General features: G+C 68.0%; 16 protein-coding genes and 1 pseudogene. 11 read left to right on the top strand and 6 right to left on the bottom strand.

Annotated elements, in window-relative coordinates:
- Both glyS and VNR91_RS07240 read right to left on the bottom strand, forming a co-directional pair.
- Positions 1-1,238: glycine--tRNA ligase subunit beta (gene glyS, locus VNR91_RS07235; RefSeq protein WP_325490100.1), on the bottom strand; the 1,238-nt coding region annotated here is incomplete at its 3' end.
- Between the two features lie 253 nt (positions 1,239-1,491).
- A complete protein-coding gene (locus tag VNR91_RS07240; RefSeq protein WP_325490115.1) occupies positions 1,492-2,331 on the bottom strand; it encodes a glycine--tRNA ligase subunit alpha in 840 nt (279 codons plus the stop codon).
- A gap of 155 nt (positions 2,332-2,486) precedes the next feature.
- On the opposite strand from VNR91_RS07240, the gene VNR91_RS07245 reads away from it, so the two are divergent.
- From VNR91_RS07245 to VNR91_RS07260, 4 genes are all read left to right on the top strand, one after another.
- Positions 2,487-3,392 carry a TraB/GumN family protein gene (locus VNR91_RS07245; RefSeq protein ID WP_325490101.1) on the top strand — a complete coding sequence of 302 codons (906 nt, stop codon included), beginning with the start codon at positions 2,487-2,489 and terminating at the stop codon, positions 3,390-3,392.
- Between the two features lie 213 nt (positions 3,393-3,605).
- Complete coding sequence (locus VNR91_RS07250) at positions 3,606-4,220, top strand: 50S ribosomal protein L25/general stress protein Ctc (protein WP_325490102.1); 615 nt, start codon at positions 3,606-3,608, stop codon at positions 4,218-4,220.
- 94 nt (positions 4,221-4,314) lie between these two features.
- A complete protein-coding gene (gene pth, locus VNR91_RS07255) occupies positions 4,315-4,884 on the top strand; it encodes an aminoacyl-tRNA hydrolase (RefSeq protein WP_325490103.1) in 570 nt (189 codons plus the stop codon).
- Entirely contained in the window at positions 4,881-5,462 is a 582-nt protein-coding gene (locus VNR91_RS07260; RefSeq protein ID WP_325490104.1) for a TIGR02466 family protein, read from the top strand. The genes pth and VNR91_RS07260 overlap by 4 nt, the downstream gene beginning before the upstream one ends.
- A 13-nt stretch (positions 5,463-5,475) precedes the next feature.
- On the opposite strand, the gene VNR91_RS07265 is transcribed toward VNR91_RS07260, so the two are convergent.
- Entirely contained in the window at positions 5,476-5,904 is a 429-nt protein-coding gene (locus VNR91_RS07265; protein ID WP_325490105.1) for a CBS domain-containing protein, read from the bottom strand.
- A 65-nt stretch (positions 5,905-5,969) separates the two neighbouring features.
- On the opposite strand from VNR91_RS07265, the gene VNR91_RS07270 reads away from it, so the two are divergent.
- The 6 genes from VNR91_RS07270 to VNR91_RS07295 all read left to right on the top strand — a co-directional run bounded on the left by VNR91_RS07270 (position 5,970) and on the right by VNR91_RS07295 (position 10,969).
- Positions 5,970-6,284, top strand: coding sequence for a hypothetical protein (locus VNR91_RS07270; RefSeq protein WP_325490106.1), 315 nt, complete (start codon positions 5,970-5,972; stop codon positions 6,282-6,284).
- Between the two features lie 218 nt (positions 6,285-6,502).
- Entirely contained in the window at positions 6,503-7,186 is a 684-nt protein-coding gene (locus VNR91_RS07275; RefSeq protein ID WP_325490107.1) for a cytochrome b/b6 domain-containing protein, read from the top strand.
- A 43-nt stretch (positions 7,187-7,229) separates the two neighbouring features.
- Positions 7,230-7,703 (top strand): cytochrome c, encoded by a 474-nt coding sequence (locus VNR91_RS07280; protein WP_325490108.1) that lies wholly within the window; start codon positions 7,230-7,232, stop codon positions 7,701-7,703.
- A 402-nt stretch (positions 7,704-8,105) separates the two neighbouring features.
- On the top strand, positions 8,106-8,618 hold the full coding sequence (locus VNR91_RS07285; protein WP_325490109.1) for an RNA polymerase sigma factor: 513 nt from the start codon (positions 8,106-8,108) through the stop codon (positions 8,616-8,618).
- Positions 8,615-9,634, top strand: coding sequence for a FecR family protein (locus tag VNR91_RS07290; protein WP_325490110.1), 1,020 nt, complete (start codon positions 8,615-8,617; stop codon positions 9,632-9,634). Before VNR91_RS07285 ends, VNR91_RS07290 begins: the two co-directional genes overlap by 4 nt.
- 18 nt (positions 9,635-9,652) lie before the next feature.
- Positions 9,653-10,969, top strand: coding sequence for a M28 family metallopeptidase (locus tag VNR91_RS07295; RefSeq protein WP_325490111.1), 1,317 nt, complete (start codon positions 9,653-9,655; stop codon positions 10,967-10,969).
- A 79-nt stretch (positions 10,970-11,048) separates the two neighbouring features.
- Here the strand turns inward: VNR91_RS07295 and VNR91_RS07300 are convergent, their stop codons facing one another.
- Positions 11,049-11,684 (bottom strand): peptidylprolyl isomerase, encoded by a 636-nt coding sequence (locus tag VNR91_RS07300; protein ID WP_325490112.1) that lies wholly within the window; start codon positions 11,682-11,684, stop codon positions 11,049-11,051.
- 43 nt (positions 11,685-11,727) lie between these two features.
- Positions 11,728-12,999 (bottom strand): M20 family metallopeptidase, encoded by a 1,272-nt coding sequence (locus tag VNR91_RS07305; RefSeq protein WP_325490113.1) that lies wholly within the window; start codon positions 12,997-12,999, stop codon positions 11,728-11,730.
- Between the two features lie 207 nt (positions 13,000-13,206).
- Here VNR91_RS07305 and VNR91_RS07310 point away from each other — a divergent pair, with 207 nt between their 5' ends.
- Positions 13,207-13,824 (top strand): hypothetical protein, encoded by a 618-nt coding sequence (locus tag VNR91_RS07310; RefSeq protein WP_325490114.1) that lies wholly within the window; start codon positions 13,207-13,209, stop codon positions 13,822-13,824.
- Between the two features lie 16 nt (positions 13,825-13,840).
- Here the strand turns inward: VNR91_RS07310 and VNR91_RS07315 are convergent.
- Positions 13,841-14,191, bottom strand: a pseudogene (locus VNR91_RS07315) (WalW protein); the annotation flags it as partial.

The raw sequence follows: 14,191 nt of genomic DNA on the forward strand, positions 1-14,191 counted from the left end.
GCGGCGGCGTAATAGCCGCCCATCACGCCCTGCAATTCGGGGAATTCGCCGACCATGCCGGTGACCAGGTCGGCCTTGGCCAGCCGCGCCGCGCGCTCGGCCAGCGCGGGATCGGCACCCGGTACGACATTCTCCGCCAGCCAGCGCGCCAGCGCGGCGACGCGATCGACCTTGTCGGCGACGGTCCCCAGTTGTTCGTGGAACACGATCTTGGCGAGCTTGCCCGCCTGATCGGCAAGCGGGGTCTTGAGATCGGTCTCGTAAAAGAATCGCGCGTCGGACAGCCGGGCTGCCAGCACCTTGCGGTTGCCCTCGACGATCTTCGCGCCACCGTCCGCCGCGTCGATGTTGGCGACGCAGACGAACGCGTTGGCCAGCTTGCCGTCGCCATCGGCGCAGACGAAATATTTCTGGTTCACCCGCGCAGTAAGCTGAATCACCTCGGGCGGGACGCTCAGGAAATCCGCGTCGAAGCGTCCGAGCAGCGGCACCGGCCATTCGGTCAACCCGGCGTTCTCGAACAGCAGTCCGTCGTCGGGGATCAGCGTAACGCCAGCCTTTTGCGCCGCCATCTTGGCGCCGACCGCGATGATGTTGCGCCGTTCCGCCCCGTCGACGATGACATGGGCGTCGCGCAGCTTTTCGACATAATCGTCCGCCGATCCGATGGTGATCGCGGCGGGATGGTGAAAACGATGGCCGACCGTCGCCGCGCCGGAGGCGACCCCCGCGACCTCGCACGGCACCACCGCGCCGCCGAACAGCGCGACGATCCCCTGCAACGGCCGCACCCAACGCAGGCTTTCGGTGCTCAGCGACGCCTCGCCCCAGCGCATCGACTTGGGCCATGGAAACGCGCGGATCACCGCCGGGATCGCTTCAGCCAGCACGTCGGCAGTGGCGCGGCCGGGCTTGTCGATCACCGCGAACAGCACGCCGTCGCGCTCGACCAGCGCGTCGCGGGTCAGCCCGGTCTTGCGCAGGAACCCCTCCAGCGCCTGTGCGGGCGCACTGGCGCGCGGGCCCTTGATCTCATCGGATACGGCGGCGGTCTGCTCGGGCAGCCCGCGCGCGATCAGCGCCAACCGGCGCGGCGTCGCATAGGTGACGGTCTCGGTCGCGGTCAGTCCGTCGCGGGCCAGTTCCGCCGCGAAGAGCCGCGCCAGATCCTCGCGCGCCTTTTCCTGCATACGCGCCGGGATTTCCTCAGAGCGCAGTTCGAGGAGGAAATCGGTCATCGTGGGGAAACCTGATTTTGTTCACGCGAAGCCGCGGAGCCGCGAAGAAGATGTTCGCGCGGAGGCGCGGAGGCGCGGAGGGTCAGGCCCGGCTGCGCCAGCAGCCCTTCAAACCATCCGGCGCCGAAAAGCATAAGGTCTCGCTGACGCGAGACAGTGAGACTGGATACGACTCTCCGCGCCTCCGCGCCTCCGCGCGAATCAACCTTCCTGGTCTTCATCGCGGCTTCGCGGCATCGCGTGACCCAATCAATCACGCCGCCCACCCGTTCTTGTCCATCCACGCGGCGCAGCTGCCCTTGGCCAGATCGCGCACGCGGCCGATGTACGCCTGCCGCTCGGCGACGGAGATCACCCCGCGCGCGTTGAGCAGGTTGAAGATGTGGCTCGCCTCGATCGCCTGTTCATAGGCGGGGATCGGCAGCTTCGCCTCCAGACAGTTCTCGCACTCGGCCGCCGCCTTGCGGAACAGGTCGAACAGCGTGTCGGTGTCGGCGATCTCGAAGTTCCACGTCGACATCTGGCGCTCGTTCTCAAGGAACACGTCGCCATAGGTCACCCCCGCGTCGTTGAACGCCAGGTCGTAGACGTTGTCCTTGTCCTGGATGTACATCGCCAGCCGTTCAAGACCATAGGTCAGCTCGCCTGCCACCGGCTTGCAATCGAACCCGCCCATCTGCTGGAAATAGGTGAACTGGGTCACCTCCATCCCGTCGCACCACACTTCCCAGCCAAGGCCCCACGCACCCAGCGTCGGCGATTCCCAGTCATCCTCGACGAAGCGGATGTCGTGCTGCATGAAATCGATGCCGATCGCCGCCAGCGATCCCAGATAGAGTTGCTGAAGGTCGGGCGGGCTGGGCTTCAGGATCACCTGATACTGGTAATAATGCTGGAGCCGGTTCGGGTTCTCGCCATAGCGCCCGTCGGTCGGCCGGCGGCACGGCTGGACGAACGCGGCGTTCCACGGATCGGGGCCGAGCGCGCGAAGCGTCGTCGCGGGGTGAAAGGTGCCGGCCCCCATGCGCATGTCATAGGGCTGGAGGATCACGCAGCCCTGTGCCGCCCAATAATCATGGAGCGTCAGGATCATGCGCTGGAAGGAGAGAGGTCCGTCTGTCACGGTCGCGCGTCTGCCGGATGGAGGCGCTCAGGGCAAGCCTGCGGCGTGTTCGTAACCACGAATGCCGATTGACTCCGCCGCGCTTCGCGTGTCCCACCGGCCGCCGAATAGTCCACGGAGTGTCCATGCGTTCCCTCACATCGATCGCCGCCGCGCTGCTCGCCGCCCTGCCGCTGCCCGCCTGCGCCCAGTCCGCGCCCGCGCCCGAAGCGACCGTCGCCGACGCCGATCCGGCGCTGTGGGTGGTAAAGGACGAGGATACGACGATCTATCTGTTCGGCACCGTCCATGTGCTGAAGCCCGGCCTGACCTGGTTCGATGAGGCGGTGAAGGCGGCATTCGACAAGTCGGACAGTCTGGTGCTGGAGCTGGTCCAGCCCGCGCCGGAGGCGATGCAGGCGATCGTGATGAAGAACGCCGTCACGCCGCAGGACGCGCCGGCGCTGACCGACCGCCTTCCCGCCGAAAAGCGCGACGCCTATGTCAAGGCGGTGACCGGGATCGGCGCGCCCGCCAACGCCTTCGATCGCTATGCGCCGTGGTTCGCCGCGGTCAACCTGTCGCTCGTCCCGCTGATGAAGGCCGGCTATGATCCGCGCAACGGCCCCGAAGGCGTGCTGACGGCGGCGGCGAAGGCGGCCAAAAAGCCGGTCACCGGGCTGGAAACCGCAGAACAGCAGATCGGCTATTTCGGCGGCTTGTCGGAAAAGGCGCAGATGACCTTCCTGACCGGCACGCTCGACGAACTGCCCAGGGCCGAGGCGACCATGGCGACGATGGTCGACGACTGGTCGCGCGGCAACCCCGACGCGCTGGCCAAAATGCTCAACGACAATCTCAAGGATTCGCCAGAGGTGGCGGAAACCCTGCTCTACAAGCGCAACGCGAATTGGGCGAAGTGGATCGCGGAGCGGATGAAACAGCCGGGCACGGTATTCGTCGCGGTCGGCGCCGGGCATCTGGCGGGGGACCGCAGCGTGATCGCCGATCTGAAGGCGCATCAGCTGACGGCGGAACGGATCGAATATTGATTCCCTCGCCCGGTTGCGTGGACGGGCACATCCAAAGGCGGCGGACGGGTGGCTGATGGGGGAGCCGGCATCGTCACCCCCCGGCGGGCCGGGGATAGCCGTTGCGTCGCCGGCCCCTTTCCGTTAAGGGCGCGCGCTTGTCGTGGCGGGGTCATCCCTGGAGGCTCGCCCGGCAAAGACATTTGAAACCTCAACCCAAGATCGGAATCGACAATGAGCGAAGCGCTTACGCTGTCGGCCGAGACGCGGGACCGGGCTGGCAAGGGAGCCTCCCGGGCACTGCGTCGCGAAGGCCGCGTCCCCGCCGTCATCTACGGCAACAAGAAGGATCCGGTCGGGATCAGCCTGAACGAGCGCGAGCTGGTCAAGGCGCTGATGACCGGCCACTTCATGAATTCGGTGGTGATGGTGGGCGGCGAGCGCACCCTGCCGAAGGACGTCGCGTTCCATCCGGTCACCGACCGTCCGCTCCACGTCGATTTCCTGCGGATCTCCGAACACGCCACCGTCACCGTCGCGGTGCCGATCGTGTTCGTCGATGAAGAGGACGCGCCCGGCATCAAGCGCGGCGGCGTGCTCAACATCGTCCGCCATGAGCTGGAACTGGTGTGCGACGCGGCGAGCATCCCGGACGATATCCGGATCTCGCTCAAGGGTCTCGAAGTCGGCGACGCGCTGCATATCTCGGCGGTGACGCTGCCGAAGGGTGCGCAGTCGGCGATCACCGACCGCGACTTCACCATCGCCACCGTGGTTGCGCCGTCGGCGCTCAAGTCGAGCGAAGGCGACACCCAGACCGACGCCGCTGAAGAGGGCGAAGGCGCGTAAGCCTTTCCTCCACAGTCACGGTTCGATAGGTCGCCCCTGCACCCGCGTGCGGGGGCGATCGTCGTTTTCGGCCTCCTGATCGGGGAAACGCGCCATGCAGCTCTGGGTCGGCCTCGGCAATCCCGGGCCCGAATATGCGATGCACCGCCACAACGTCGGCTTCATGGCCGTCGACGCGATCGCCGCCGTGCAGGCTTCTTCCGCGCCCAAGAAGCAGTTCCAGGGCTGGGTGCAGGACGGCCGCGTCGGCGGCGACAAGATCGTGCTGCTGAAGCCCGCGACCTTCATGAACGAAAGCGGCCGGGCCATCCGCGCGGCGATGGATTTCTACAAGCTGGCGCCCGAGGACGTGACCGTCTTCTACGACGAACTCGATCTGGTGCCGATGAAGGTCAAGGTGAAGCGGGGCGGCGGCGCGGCCGGGCACAACGGCATCCGCTCGACCATCCAGCACATCGGCGATCCGTTTCGCCGGGTCCGCATCGGTATCGGCCATCCGGGGCACAAGGACCGGGTGACCGGCTATGTGCTGGGCAATTATCACAAGACCGAGATCGAGCCGCTGTCCGACCTGCTGGGCGCGATCGCGGCGGAGGCCCCGTGGCTGGCACAAGGCGACGACGCGCGCTTCATGAACGGCATCGCACTGAGGTTGGGGGAATGACCATCCGCAGCCTGTTTCCGACCCATTTCTACGAAGGCGCACTGGGCGACGACGCGCTGGTCGCCGAACTGGCCGACGCCTGCCGCGCGCTGGCGGCAGAGGATCGCGCCGGGCGGGCGTGGTCGCGGCAGCACGGCTATCGCGGCTACACCAGCTACGCCTCGCTCGACGATCTGCCGCAGCGCGACCCCCGCTTCGGCGATCTGGTCCGGCTGCTCAACCGTCACGTCGCGGCGTTCGCCCGCGATTGCGGGTTCGAGCTCGGCGGCAAGCGGCTGAGGCTCGACAGCCTGTGGGTCAACGTGCTGAAGCCCGGCGGCACCCACTCGGGCCATATCCATCCGCACAGCGTGGTGTCGGGCACGATGTACGTCGCGGTGCCGCCCGGATCGGGCGCGCTCAAGCTGGAGGATCCGCGCCTGCCGATGCTGATGGCCGCGCCGGGGCGTCCCGACACCTTCGTCTATGCCGAACCGGCCGAGGGCGGCGTGTTCCTGTGGGAAAGCTGGCTGCGACATGAGGTGATGCCGAACACGGCCAGGGACGACCGGATCAGCATCAGCTTCAACTATCGCTGAGCGCGACCGGCGGTCAGACCGTCTGGATATACTCGCGCATCGCGTTGGCCTCGCTCTCGATGCGGTCGATCCGGTATTTGACCAGATCGCCGATCGACACGAAGCCGCGCACGACGCCGTCCTCGATCACCGGCAGATGGCGGATGCGGCGCCGCGTCATCAGCGACAGCGCGGCCAGCACCGGCTCGGCCGGGGTGACGGTCAGCGCGGGAGAGGTCATCCGCGCTCGCACCGGCGCGTCGAGCGCGGCGGCGCCCTCGCTCGCCAGCGCATGGATCACGTCGCGTTCGGAAAAGATGCCGACCACCGTGCCGCCATCGACCACCGGCACCGCGCCGATCCGCCGTTCGGCCAACAGCGCCACCACATCGCCCAGCCGGGCGTCGCCGGGCACCGAAACGACGTCGTGCCCCTTGCCGCCCAGGATCGCCGCGATCGTCATCGCCTTCCACTCCCAATCAGCCTTGTGTCCTTGAGCATCCCACGAAACGCGCGCAATGGGAAGCGATGGACCAACCCCCGAGCGGCCTGGACGATCCCGATTATGCGGCCTTTGCCTGGGCGCGCTATCGCCGGCTGCTGTCGTGGATGGCGCTGGTCGCGGCGGTGACGGCCGGCGCGGCGGTGGCGATCCTGTGGGAATGGGTCGGCCCGCTGCCGATCCACGTCGCCATCGCCACCGCGCTGGGGGTGGGCTTCACCATCCTGATGGCGGCGGCGCTGATGGGGCTTGTGTTCCTCAGTTCGGGCACCGGCCACGACGAAGAGGTCGAACGCGCCGACCTGGGCGCCGACGCACCGATCTGGAAGCAGGGCGAGTAGCCGCCGTCGAGCGGTCGGGGCGGTTTTCTGTACAAGCCCTCACGAAAACGCCCCGCGGCATATGGACGCCGACGCCGCACGATGAATATATTGCCGTTGCTCAGGCGCTCGCGCCCGGACTGGGGTGCGATCATCGCGCACCCCAAGCCGCTCAGGAGACGCCCACCGACCGTGACCGGCCGGGAGCGGACACATCAGGGAAGTGGAGATCGGCCAACGTGGCGACTGTTAGCGGCGAACCCGGTCCGACATCGAACAAGGTGATCGTGTGGGACGGCTGGGTGCGTGTCGTCCACTGGCTGATCGCGCTGCTGTTCGCGGCGTCGTGGTACACCCACCGCACCAACCTCGAGTGGCATCGCTACGCCGGCTATGCGTGCCTGACGCTGGTGCTGTTCCGCATCTATTGGGGGTTCGCCGGCAGTACGACCGCGCGCTTCACCCATTTCGTCACGGGGCCGGCCGGCATCGCCAGCTACGCGCGCACCATCCTGCACCGCGGGCCGCCATCGCGGGTCGGCCACAACCCGATCGGCGCGCTGTCGGTCGTCCTGATGCTCGGGCTGTTGCTGACGCAGTGCCTGATCGGCCTGTTCGTCACCGATCTGGACGGACTCGAATCCGGCCCGCTCTCACCGCTGGTCAGTTTCGAGACGAGCCGCAGCCTGGCGGAGTGGCATGGTCGGATCTTCACCGCGCTGCAGGTCGTGGTGGCGCTCCATATCGTCGCGGTGCTGTTCTATCTGTTCGGCAAGCGCGACAATCTGATCGGGGCGATGGTGACCGGCCGCAAGCGTGTGGACGGCGAGGCTCCGGCGCTACGCTTCGGCCGCTGGTGGCATGGCGCGATCGCGCTGGCGGTGATCGCCGCCGCCGTCTGGGCCGTGGTACGCAACGGCTAGCCACAGCAATCCAATTTGACGAGAATCCATGAGGAGACCAACAATGCGTTCCAAGCACCTCACCCGGACCCTGCCGGTCGCGGTGATGATCCTGTCGGGCAGCGCCGCGATCGCGGCGACCGCCAGCCAGGTGATCGCCGCGCGTCAGGCGCGCTACACGGATCTGGGCAAATCGTTCAAGGCGATCAACGATCAGTTGAAGGCGGGCACGCCCGATCTCGCGGTGATCCGGGCGAACGCGACCACCGTCGCCCGGCTGGCGCAGCTGCAGCACAGGCAGACGTGGTTTCCCGCCGGCACCCAGGCCGGTCAGGGGCTGAAAACCGCGGCCAAGCCCGCCATCTGGCAGAACGCCGCCGACTTCACCGCCAAGCGCACCGCCTTCGCCAACGCCGCCGCCAGCTATGGCGCGATCGCGGCAAAGGGCGACATCAACGCGATCAAGGCGGCGACGGCCAGCGTCGGCCAGACCTGCAAATCCTGCCACGAATCCTATCGCGACCGCGACAAGAGCTGAACGGACGCGGCGGCCCTTAGGGTCAGGATCCTAGACCGAAGACGTCTCGTTCCAGATCCGCTACGTCGGTTCGCCGAGGATGGCGAAGCGGCGGGTCTACGTGCTGCGGGTCCGGCGGACCAACCCCACCGATGCGGTCAAGCCCGACTCCGCTGGCTGCACAGCTCCGTTTGGCGCGGCGCAAGCTGGAACTTCGCCGTGACGGCCAGCTTGTACCGCCGCGACTTCGCCTCGCCGTTCGACCGGCTGTGGAGCGTCGACGACAACCCGTAGCGGATCACGCCCGCGCCGACCGGCGCCGCGGCGAGGTCTCGCCATAAGGCCGACCACCCCAATCCCTCGCCCGAACTTTTGTTTACGGGATCGCGCGGGTATCGCGTCCTATGTTCGGGAGGACCGCGCATGGCAGCTGCCGCCAAACATCCACGGCTCGAGGAGGTGGCGGCCGAATATCGCGCGCCGTTGCTGCGCTTCTTCCAGCGACGCGTGGAACCGGGCGAGGATGCCGATGATCTGGTGCAGGATGTCTTCAGCCGCCTGGCCGGGCGCGATCTCGCCGCGATCGCCAACATCCAGGGCTATCTGTTTCAGGTCGCCGCCAACGTGCTGCGCGACAAGGCGCGCCGTGCCAGCGTCCGCGGGTTCATCGTCTCCGCGCCCGACGGCCTCGATATCGAGGATGAGGCGGGATTCTCGCCCGAACGCATCCTGGAAAGCCGGGAAGCGCTCCAGGTCATGATCGCGGCGATCCAGGAGCTGCCCGAAAAGGTGCGGATCGTCTTCAGCCACTATCATTTCGACGGCGTCGCCCAGGTCGAGATCGCGCGGTGCATGGGCCTGTCGCTCAGCACCGTCGAAAAGCACATGGCGCGCGCCAACAGCCATCTCCTCTATCGCTTGCGGAACAACCGATGAGCATTTTGCGACATCAGGCCGACGAACGGGCCGCCGCCTGGGACGCGCAGTTGCGCGGTGCCCAGGTGAGCGTCCGCAATCGCCGGGCCTTCCACGCCTGGCTGCGGGAGGATCCCGCGCACCAGGCCGCGCACGATCGGTTGCAGGCGGCGCTGACCGTGCTTCAGGCCAACGCCGACCTGCCCGAGCTGAGCGCGCTGCGCGACGAAGCGCGCAACAGCGTCCAGGCGCATCACCGCCGCTGGATGGCGTTGGTCGCGGTCGGCGCGGTCGCCGCGTGCGCGGCGCTGTTCCTGATCGTCGTCCCCGGCACCGAACGCCGTGCGGAGATCGCCGCGCTGTTCCAGCGCGACACGGTCTACGTCGCCTCGCCCGACGAACGGACGCGGGTCACGCTGGCGGATGGATCCGTGGTCACGCTCGATGCCGGTGCCCGGCTGTCGGCCCGGCTGGGAAGGACGCGCCGCGACGTCACGCTGCTCGCCGGGCGCGCGCTGTTCCACGTCGCCAAGGACCGGCAGCGCCCGTTCGTGGTCAAGGCGGGCGACCGGACGATCACCGCGCTGGGCACCGTGTTCGACGTCCGGCTGTCGTCACGTGAACTGCGCGTCACGCTGGCGGAGGGCGCCGTGGCGGTCCGCCCGGTGGCGCCGGTCGCCGGCGCCATGCCGCAAATCCAGATAATGAAGCCGCGCCAGCAGCTCGTCGCCTATGCCGGCGCGGCGGCGTCCGAGTTGCGGACGGTCGACACCGACAAGACGCTGAGCTGGGCGGAGGGGCAGATCTTCTTCGACAATCAGCGCCTCGCCAGCGCGGTGGACCAGATGAACCAATATTCGGCGGAAAAGATCATCGTCGCGCCGGACGCGGCCGATCTGCGGATCAACGGCATGTTCCGCACCACCAACCCGGCGGGCTTCATCGAGGCGCTTGAGGTGGCGTTGCCGGTCGCGGTCCACGACGACGGCCAGGGGCGGACCATCGTCTCGCGGCGCGCCGGATCGAGCGAAGACTAACCATAAAGGGGGAGTTCCATGCGATATTCATCCATCATCCTGGCCGCCGTCGCCCTGCCGGCGGTGGCCGCCGCGCAGGACGCGCCCGACCCGGCCCGGCTAAAGGCGACGGTCGAGAAGCTGGTAAGCTTCGGCACGCGGCACACGCTGTCGGACCCGAATGATCCAAAGCGCGGCATCGGCGCCGCGCGGCGCTGGTTCGCCGGCGAGATGGAAAAGATCGGCAAGCAGTGCGGCGGCTGCATCAAGGTCGAGCAGATCCAGCGCGTCTTCACCGTCCCGCGCGCGCCCAACGGGGTCAACGTCGTCGACGTGCTGGGCATCCAGCCGGGCAGCGAACCCGGCCGCTACGTGATCGTCCAGGGCCACATCGACAACATGCCCAGCGACGTGATGAACCCGACCCACGACGCGCCGGGCGCCAACGACGACGCGTCGGGCACCGCGCTGGTGCTGGAGGCGGCGCGGGTTCTTGCCGGCCAGAAGCTCAAGGCGACGGTGATCTATGCCGCGCTGTCGGGTGAGGAGCAGGGTCTGCTCGGTGGCATCCTGCTGGCCGAAACCGCCAAGGAGCGCGGCTGGAAGGTCTCCGCCGTGCTCAACAACGACATCGTCGGCGGCACCGTCGGCCAGACCGGCGCGCGCGTCGCCGACCGCGTGCGCGTGTTCTCCGAAGGCATCCGCTTCTCCGAAGATCAGGCGGCACAGATGGCGCGGCGCGGCAACGGCGGCGAGGACGATGGCCCCAGCCGGTCGCTGGCCAAGGCGATCGACCAGATCGCGCAGGCCGATCCGAACGCGCTCGACGTGTTCGTCGTCCGCCGGCCCGACCGGTTCGGGCGCAACGGCGACCATTCGCCGTTCCTCGAACTCGGCTACCCCGCCGTGCGCTTCACCGTGGCGACCGAAAATTACCGCCAGCAGCATCAGGACGTGCGGGACGAGAACGGCATCGATTACGGCGACACGCCGGACAAGATGGACTTCCCCTATCTGGCGAAGGTCACCGCGCTCAATGTCGCGACGATCAAGCGCCTCGCCTCCGCCCCCGCCGCGCCCGATTCGGTCGCGTTGCGGCGCCTGACGACCCCCACCACGCACGATACCAGCGTGACGTGGACGGCGGTGCCGGGCGCGTCGGGCTATCGCATCCACTGGCGGCGCAACGACAAGCAGGACTGGACCGATCACCGCGACGTGGCCGCCAATGAGGTCGAGGCGACGCTGAAGGACCTGATCGTCGACGATGTGTTCATCGGCGTTTCGGCGCTGTCGGCGGACGGCTCGGAAAGCCTGGTCACCTTCGGCGGCGCCGCCCCCCGCCGCCCGCGCTGATCAGGCGACATGGCCGCCACCCCCGCAAGAAGGGGTGGCGGCCATTCTTGTCCCGCAGCGCCCGAATCCGGGAGCGGAGCTAGGGCACCCGCCGCGCGGTCAGGATCTTGACCGGCTGGGCGAGGTACTGGCCCTTCATCACGCCTTCGCCCAGCGTCGCCGACACCGGCATCGCGGCGATCGCCTTGACCACGTCCATCCCCTCGATCACGTGGCCGAACGCCGCATAGCCGGCATTGTCGCCGGGCTGGTCGGGGTGCGCGTCCAGCCCGGTCATGTCGCCCAGCATGATCGTGAAATCGGCGGTGGCGGTGCCGGGCGCCATCCGCGCCATCGATATCGTCCCTTCGGTATGATGCAGTCCGGTCTGCGTCGTCGGCTCGTGCGCGATCGGTGGATACAGCTTGGCGGCGTCGCGGATGCCCGCCTGGATCAGCCCCCCGCCCCATGACAGGTTCATCGCCCGGAAAAAGGCGATGCCGTCGAACCGCCTGGCGTCGACATAGCGCAGGAAATTGGCGGTGGTGATCGGCGCGTGCGTCCGATCGAGTTCGAGCACGATCGCGCCGGCGGTGGTGGTGAGCGCGACCCTGACCGTCTCGGCCGGTTGCGGCGCTGGCGCTGGCGCTGGAGCGGCATCGGCGGGTGGGGTCTGGGCGGCGGCGGGGAACGCGCACAGCAGCGCTAGCAGGCACAGGGCGAATCGACGGGTCATCGCGCGATCCTATCCTGTGTGGCGCCGCGCGCCACGCCCAAGCTTATCGCGGCGATTCGCCGCGGAACCCGTCACCGTTGCCGACGGTCAGCGCCAGCAGCGCGACATGCTTGGCCGTGCGGTTGAGCACGCCGACATCGGCCCATTCGTCGGCAAAGCCGCGCTGGCCGCCGCGTTCTCCGCCGATGCCGATCGCCGGGGTTCCGCCGGCGATGGCGATGTTGAGGTTGGCCGATCCGGCGTTGCTCAACTTGGCCTGGCGCCCCATCGACTGCGCGATCGCCGCGCTCCATCGCACCAGCGGGCTGGCCAGCGCGCCCGGAATCTGCCCGGCGGGCACCTCGTTCTCGACCGCCCTGTCGAAACCGATGCCGGTCTCGGCGGTGACCTGATCCAATATCCCCCACATCCTGCGCTCGATTCCGGCGATCACCGCGCCGTCGAGCGAGCGCAGGTCGATCGAGAACCAGCCGCTTTCCGGCTTGTGGTTGAACACCGCGCCGCTGTTCAGGATCGAGATGTTGAGGCGGGTGTTGCTGTCGGCGTGCGCCGTGGGGTCGGGCAGGCTCAGGATGCGATCGACCGCGCGGCCGATTCCCTGGTTGACGTTGGGCAGCCCACCCATCAGCGTGTGTCCCGGCGGCCCCTTGGCGGTCACCTTCCACCAATGGATGCCGATCGCGCCATAGCTGATCGAGTCGCCGTCCCCCAATATGTCGACGAACGCGACCGCGCGATCGCGGTACTGTGGATAGAGCGCGCGCATCCCGTCGAGCCCAGTCTCCTCCTGCGCGACGGCGGCGAACACCAGGTCGTGCTCGGGCTTGATCCCGCTCCTGATCAGCGCCTCGGCGGCGGCAAGCATGGCGACCACGGTCGAGCCGGTGTTGGTGCCCGGGCCGATGATGCGATCGCCCTCGATGCGCGGCGGCACCCCGGCGGCGCGCTGATGGTCGGCGACGGTGGCGAGGTCGTCGAGCGTCGACACGAACACCAGCGCCCTGCCCGACCGGCCCTTGATGACGCCGACGACGTTGGGCCGCGCGTCCTGGGTCACCTGGGTCAGGCCGACGTGTTCCATCTCCGCCTTGACTGCCGCGGCACGTGCCTGCTCCTGCCCGGACGGTGAGATGATGCCGCCGATCGCGACCAGCCGCCGGTTCGTGTCGCCCTGCGCGTCGTCGATCGCCTTGAGCACCGCGCGCGTATCGGGCGCGGCGGTCACCTGCGCGAGGCTGCGGTCGCGAGCGTTCGCGCCGCCCGGCAACAGTGCCGCGCACAGCATGGCCGACAGGCCCAGCACCGCGATGTTCATGCGATTCCTCCCGGACAACGATCGTATACGGTGACGCCGGCCTCTGCCAGCGCCCGCGATTTGTCAATCGGCGAGGGTGGATGTCTCTTGCCGCGGGAGCTTGCCTACCTCGCCTCGGCTGGACAAATCGCATTTGCGGAACATGGACAATTTGTGTGCCCGAAACAGCTTTCGGGGCTGCTATGGACGGCAAGAGAGGTCCTTGCGATGGACGCCGCCAAAAAGCGGCCGCATCGACTTCAGGAACGTCTTAGGGACGAGAAGCGTCCTCCGCAGCGCGAGCGCTCGCGACCGCTTGGTTCAGGTTCGACTGGCTTTGCACCAGGTTCACGACCTGAGCCTCCGAAGTCGAGAAGATCGACAGGATTCGACAGGGTCCGTCGCCGCACTCAGGTGGAGCGAGCCGTGGAGCAGTTCGGCGCGAGCGTTGCGCCGGTGGACAAGATTCACGAGGCCGAAGTGGACATCTACGTACCTTGCGCGCTCGGCGGCGTCACCACCGAGGTGACCGCCACACAGGTCCGCGCCAGAGCGGTGGCTGGAGCCGCGAACAACCAGCTCGCGACCCCCGAGGCGGGCGCGATCCTTGCGGAACGGGGCATCCTATTCGCCCCTGATTACGTATTGAATGCTGGCGGCATCATCAGCGGTCTGGAAGCGACCTACACGATGCCCGGGCGCAGCCGAGTCGACTTCCCGCCCCTCGAGGACAGCCTCGCCCAAATCCACGACCGGCTGCTCGAGATCTTCGGGCGCGCCGCCGCAGGCGGCCGCCAGCCCGAGGTGGCTGCGGAAGAGATGGCGCGAGAACTCATCGGGCGCTGAACTCCCCGACCATCTTTCAAGTGCTTGGTGATCGATCGTCCACCGCCGCGATCAGTTCGTCGACGCTGGCGGAGGCGATGCCGCGCCGGTCGAGCAGCGCCAGCACCGCATCCCACCAGCGCCAGAACGCCGCCAACCCCGCCGCGTCACGGACATAGGGCGTGTGCCCCGGCTCCAGCGATGGCGAGTGGAAGCTGAAATTGAGCAGCATCAGCCCCTCCCCCGCCGCGATCCGCACCGCCTCCAGCGCGTCGGCGAGCGGCATGTCCTCCGGCGTCAGCGCGACGCGGGCGAGCAGGCGCGACCGCGCCAGCGCGCCCATCCCCTTCGGCAGCGCCGCCGCGAGGCGCGACAACGGCGCGCCGCC

The organism is Sphingomonas sp. (assembly GCF_035555815.1).
Classification (GTDB): Bacteria; Pseudomonadota; Alphaproteobacteria; order Sphingomonadales; family Sphingomonadaceae; genus Sphingomonas.

What these genes read in the sequence shown, in the direction of transcription:
- VNR91_RS07245 (WP_325490101.1), top strand. Translation starts at nt 2,487, where the DNA reads ATGCGTTCCCTCACATCGATCGCCGCCGCGCTGCTCGCCGCCCTGCCG.
- VNR91_RS07290 (WP_325490110.1), top strand. Translation starts at nt 8,615, where the DNA reads ATGAGCATTTTGCGACATCAGGCCGACGAACGGGCCGCCGCCTGGGAC.
- VNR91_RS07260 (WP_325490104.1), top strand. Translation starts at nt 4,881, where the DNA reads ATGACCATCCGCAGCCTGTTTCCGACCCATTTCTACGAAGGCGCACTG.
- VNR91_RS07270 (WP_325490106.1), top strand. Translation starts at nt 5,970, where the DNA reads ATGGACCAACCCCCGAGCGGCCTGGACGATCCCGATTATGCGGCCTTT.
- VNR91_RS07295 (WP_325490111.1), top strand. Translation starts at nt 9,653, where the DNA reads ATGCGATATTCATCCATCATCCTGGCCGCCGTCGCCCTGCCGGCGGTG.
- VNR91_RS07280 (WP_325490108.1), top strand. Translation starts at nt 7,230, where the DNA reads ATGCGTTCCAAGCACCTCACCCGGACCCTGCCGGTCGCGGTGATGATC.
- VNR91_RS07300 (WP_325490112.1), bottom strand. Translation starts at nt 11,684, where the DNA reads ATGACCCGTCGATTCGCCCTGTGCCTGCTAGCGCTGCTGTGCGCGTTC.
- VNR91_RS07250 (WP_325490102.1), top strand. Translation starts at nt 3,606, where the DNA reads ATGAGCGAAGCGCTTACGCTGTCGGCCGAGACGCGGGACCGGGCTGGC.
- pth (WP_325490103.1), top strand. Translation starts at nt 4,315, where the DNA reads ATGCAGCTCTGGGTCGGCCTCGGCAATCCCGGGCCCGAATATGCGATG.
- VNR91_RS07265 (WP_325490105.1), bottom strand. Translation starts at nt 5,904, where the DNA reads ATGACGATCGCGGCGATCCTGGGCGGCAAGGGGCACGACGTCGTTTCG.
- VNR91_RS07310 (WP_325490114.1), top strand. Translation starts at nt 13,207, where the DNA reads ATGGACGCCGCCAAAAAGCGGCCGCATCGACTTCAGGAACGTCTTAGG.
- VNR91_RS07285 (WP_325490109.1), top strand. Translation starts at nt 8,106, where the DNA reads ATGGCAGCTGCCGCCAAACATCCACGGCTCGAGGAGGTGGCGGCCGAA.
- VNR91_RS07240 (WP_325490115.1), bottom strand. Translation starts at nt 2,331, where the DNA reads ATGATCCTGACGCTCCATGATTATTGGGCGGCACAGGGCTGCGTGATC.
- VNR91_RS07305 (WP_325490113.1), bottom strand. Translation starts at nt 12,999, where the DNA reads ATGAACATCGCGGTGCTGGGCCTGTCGGCCATGCTGTGCGCGGCACTG.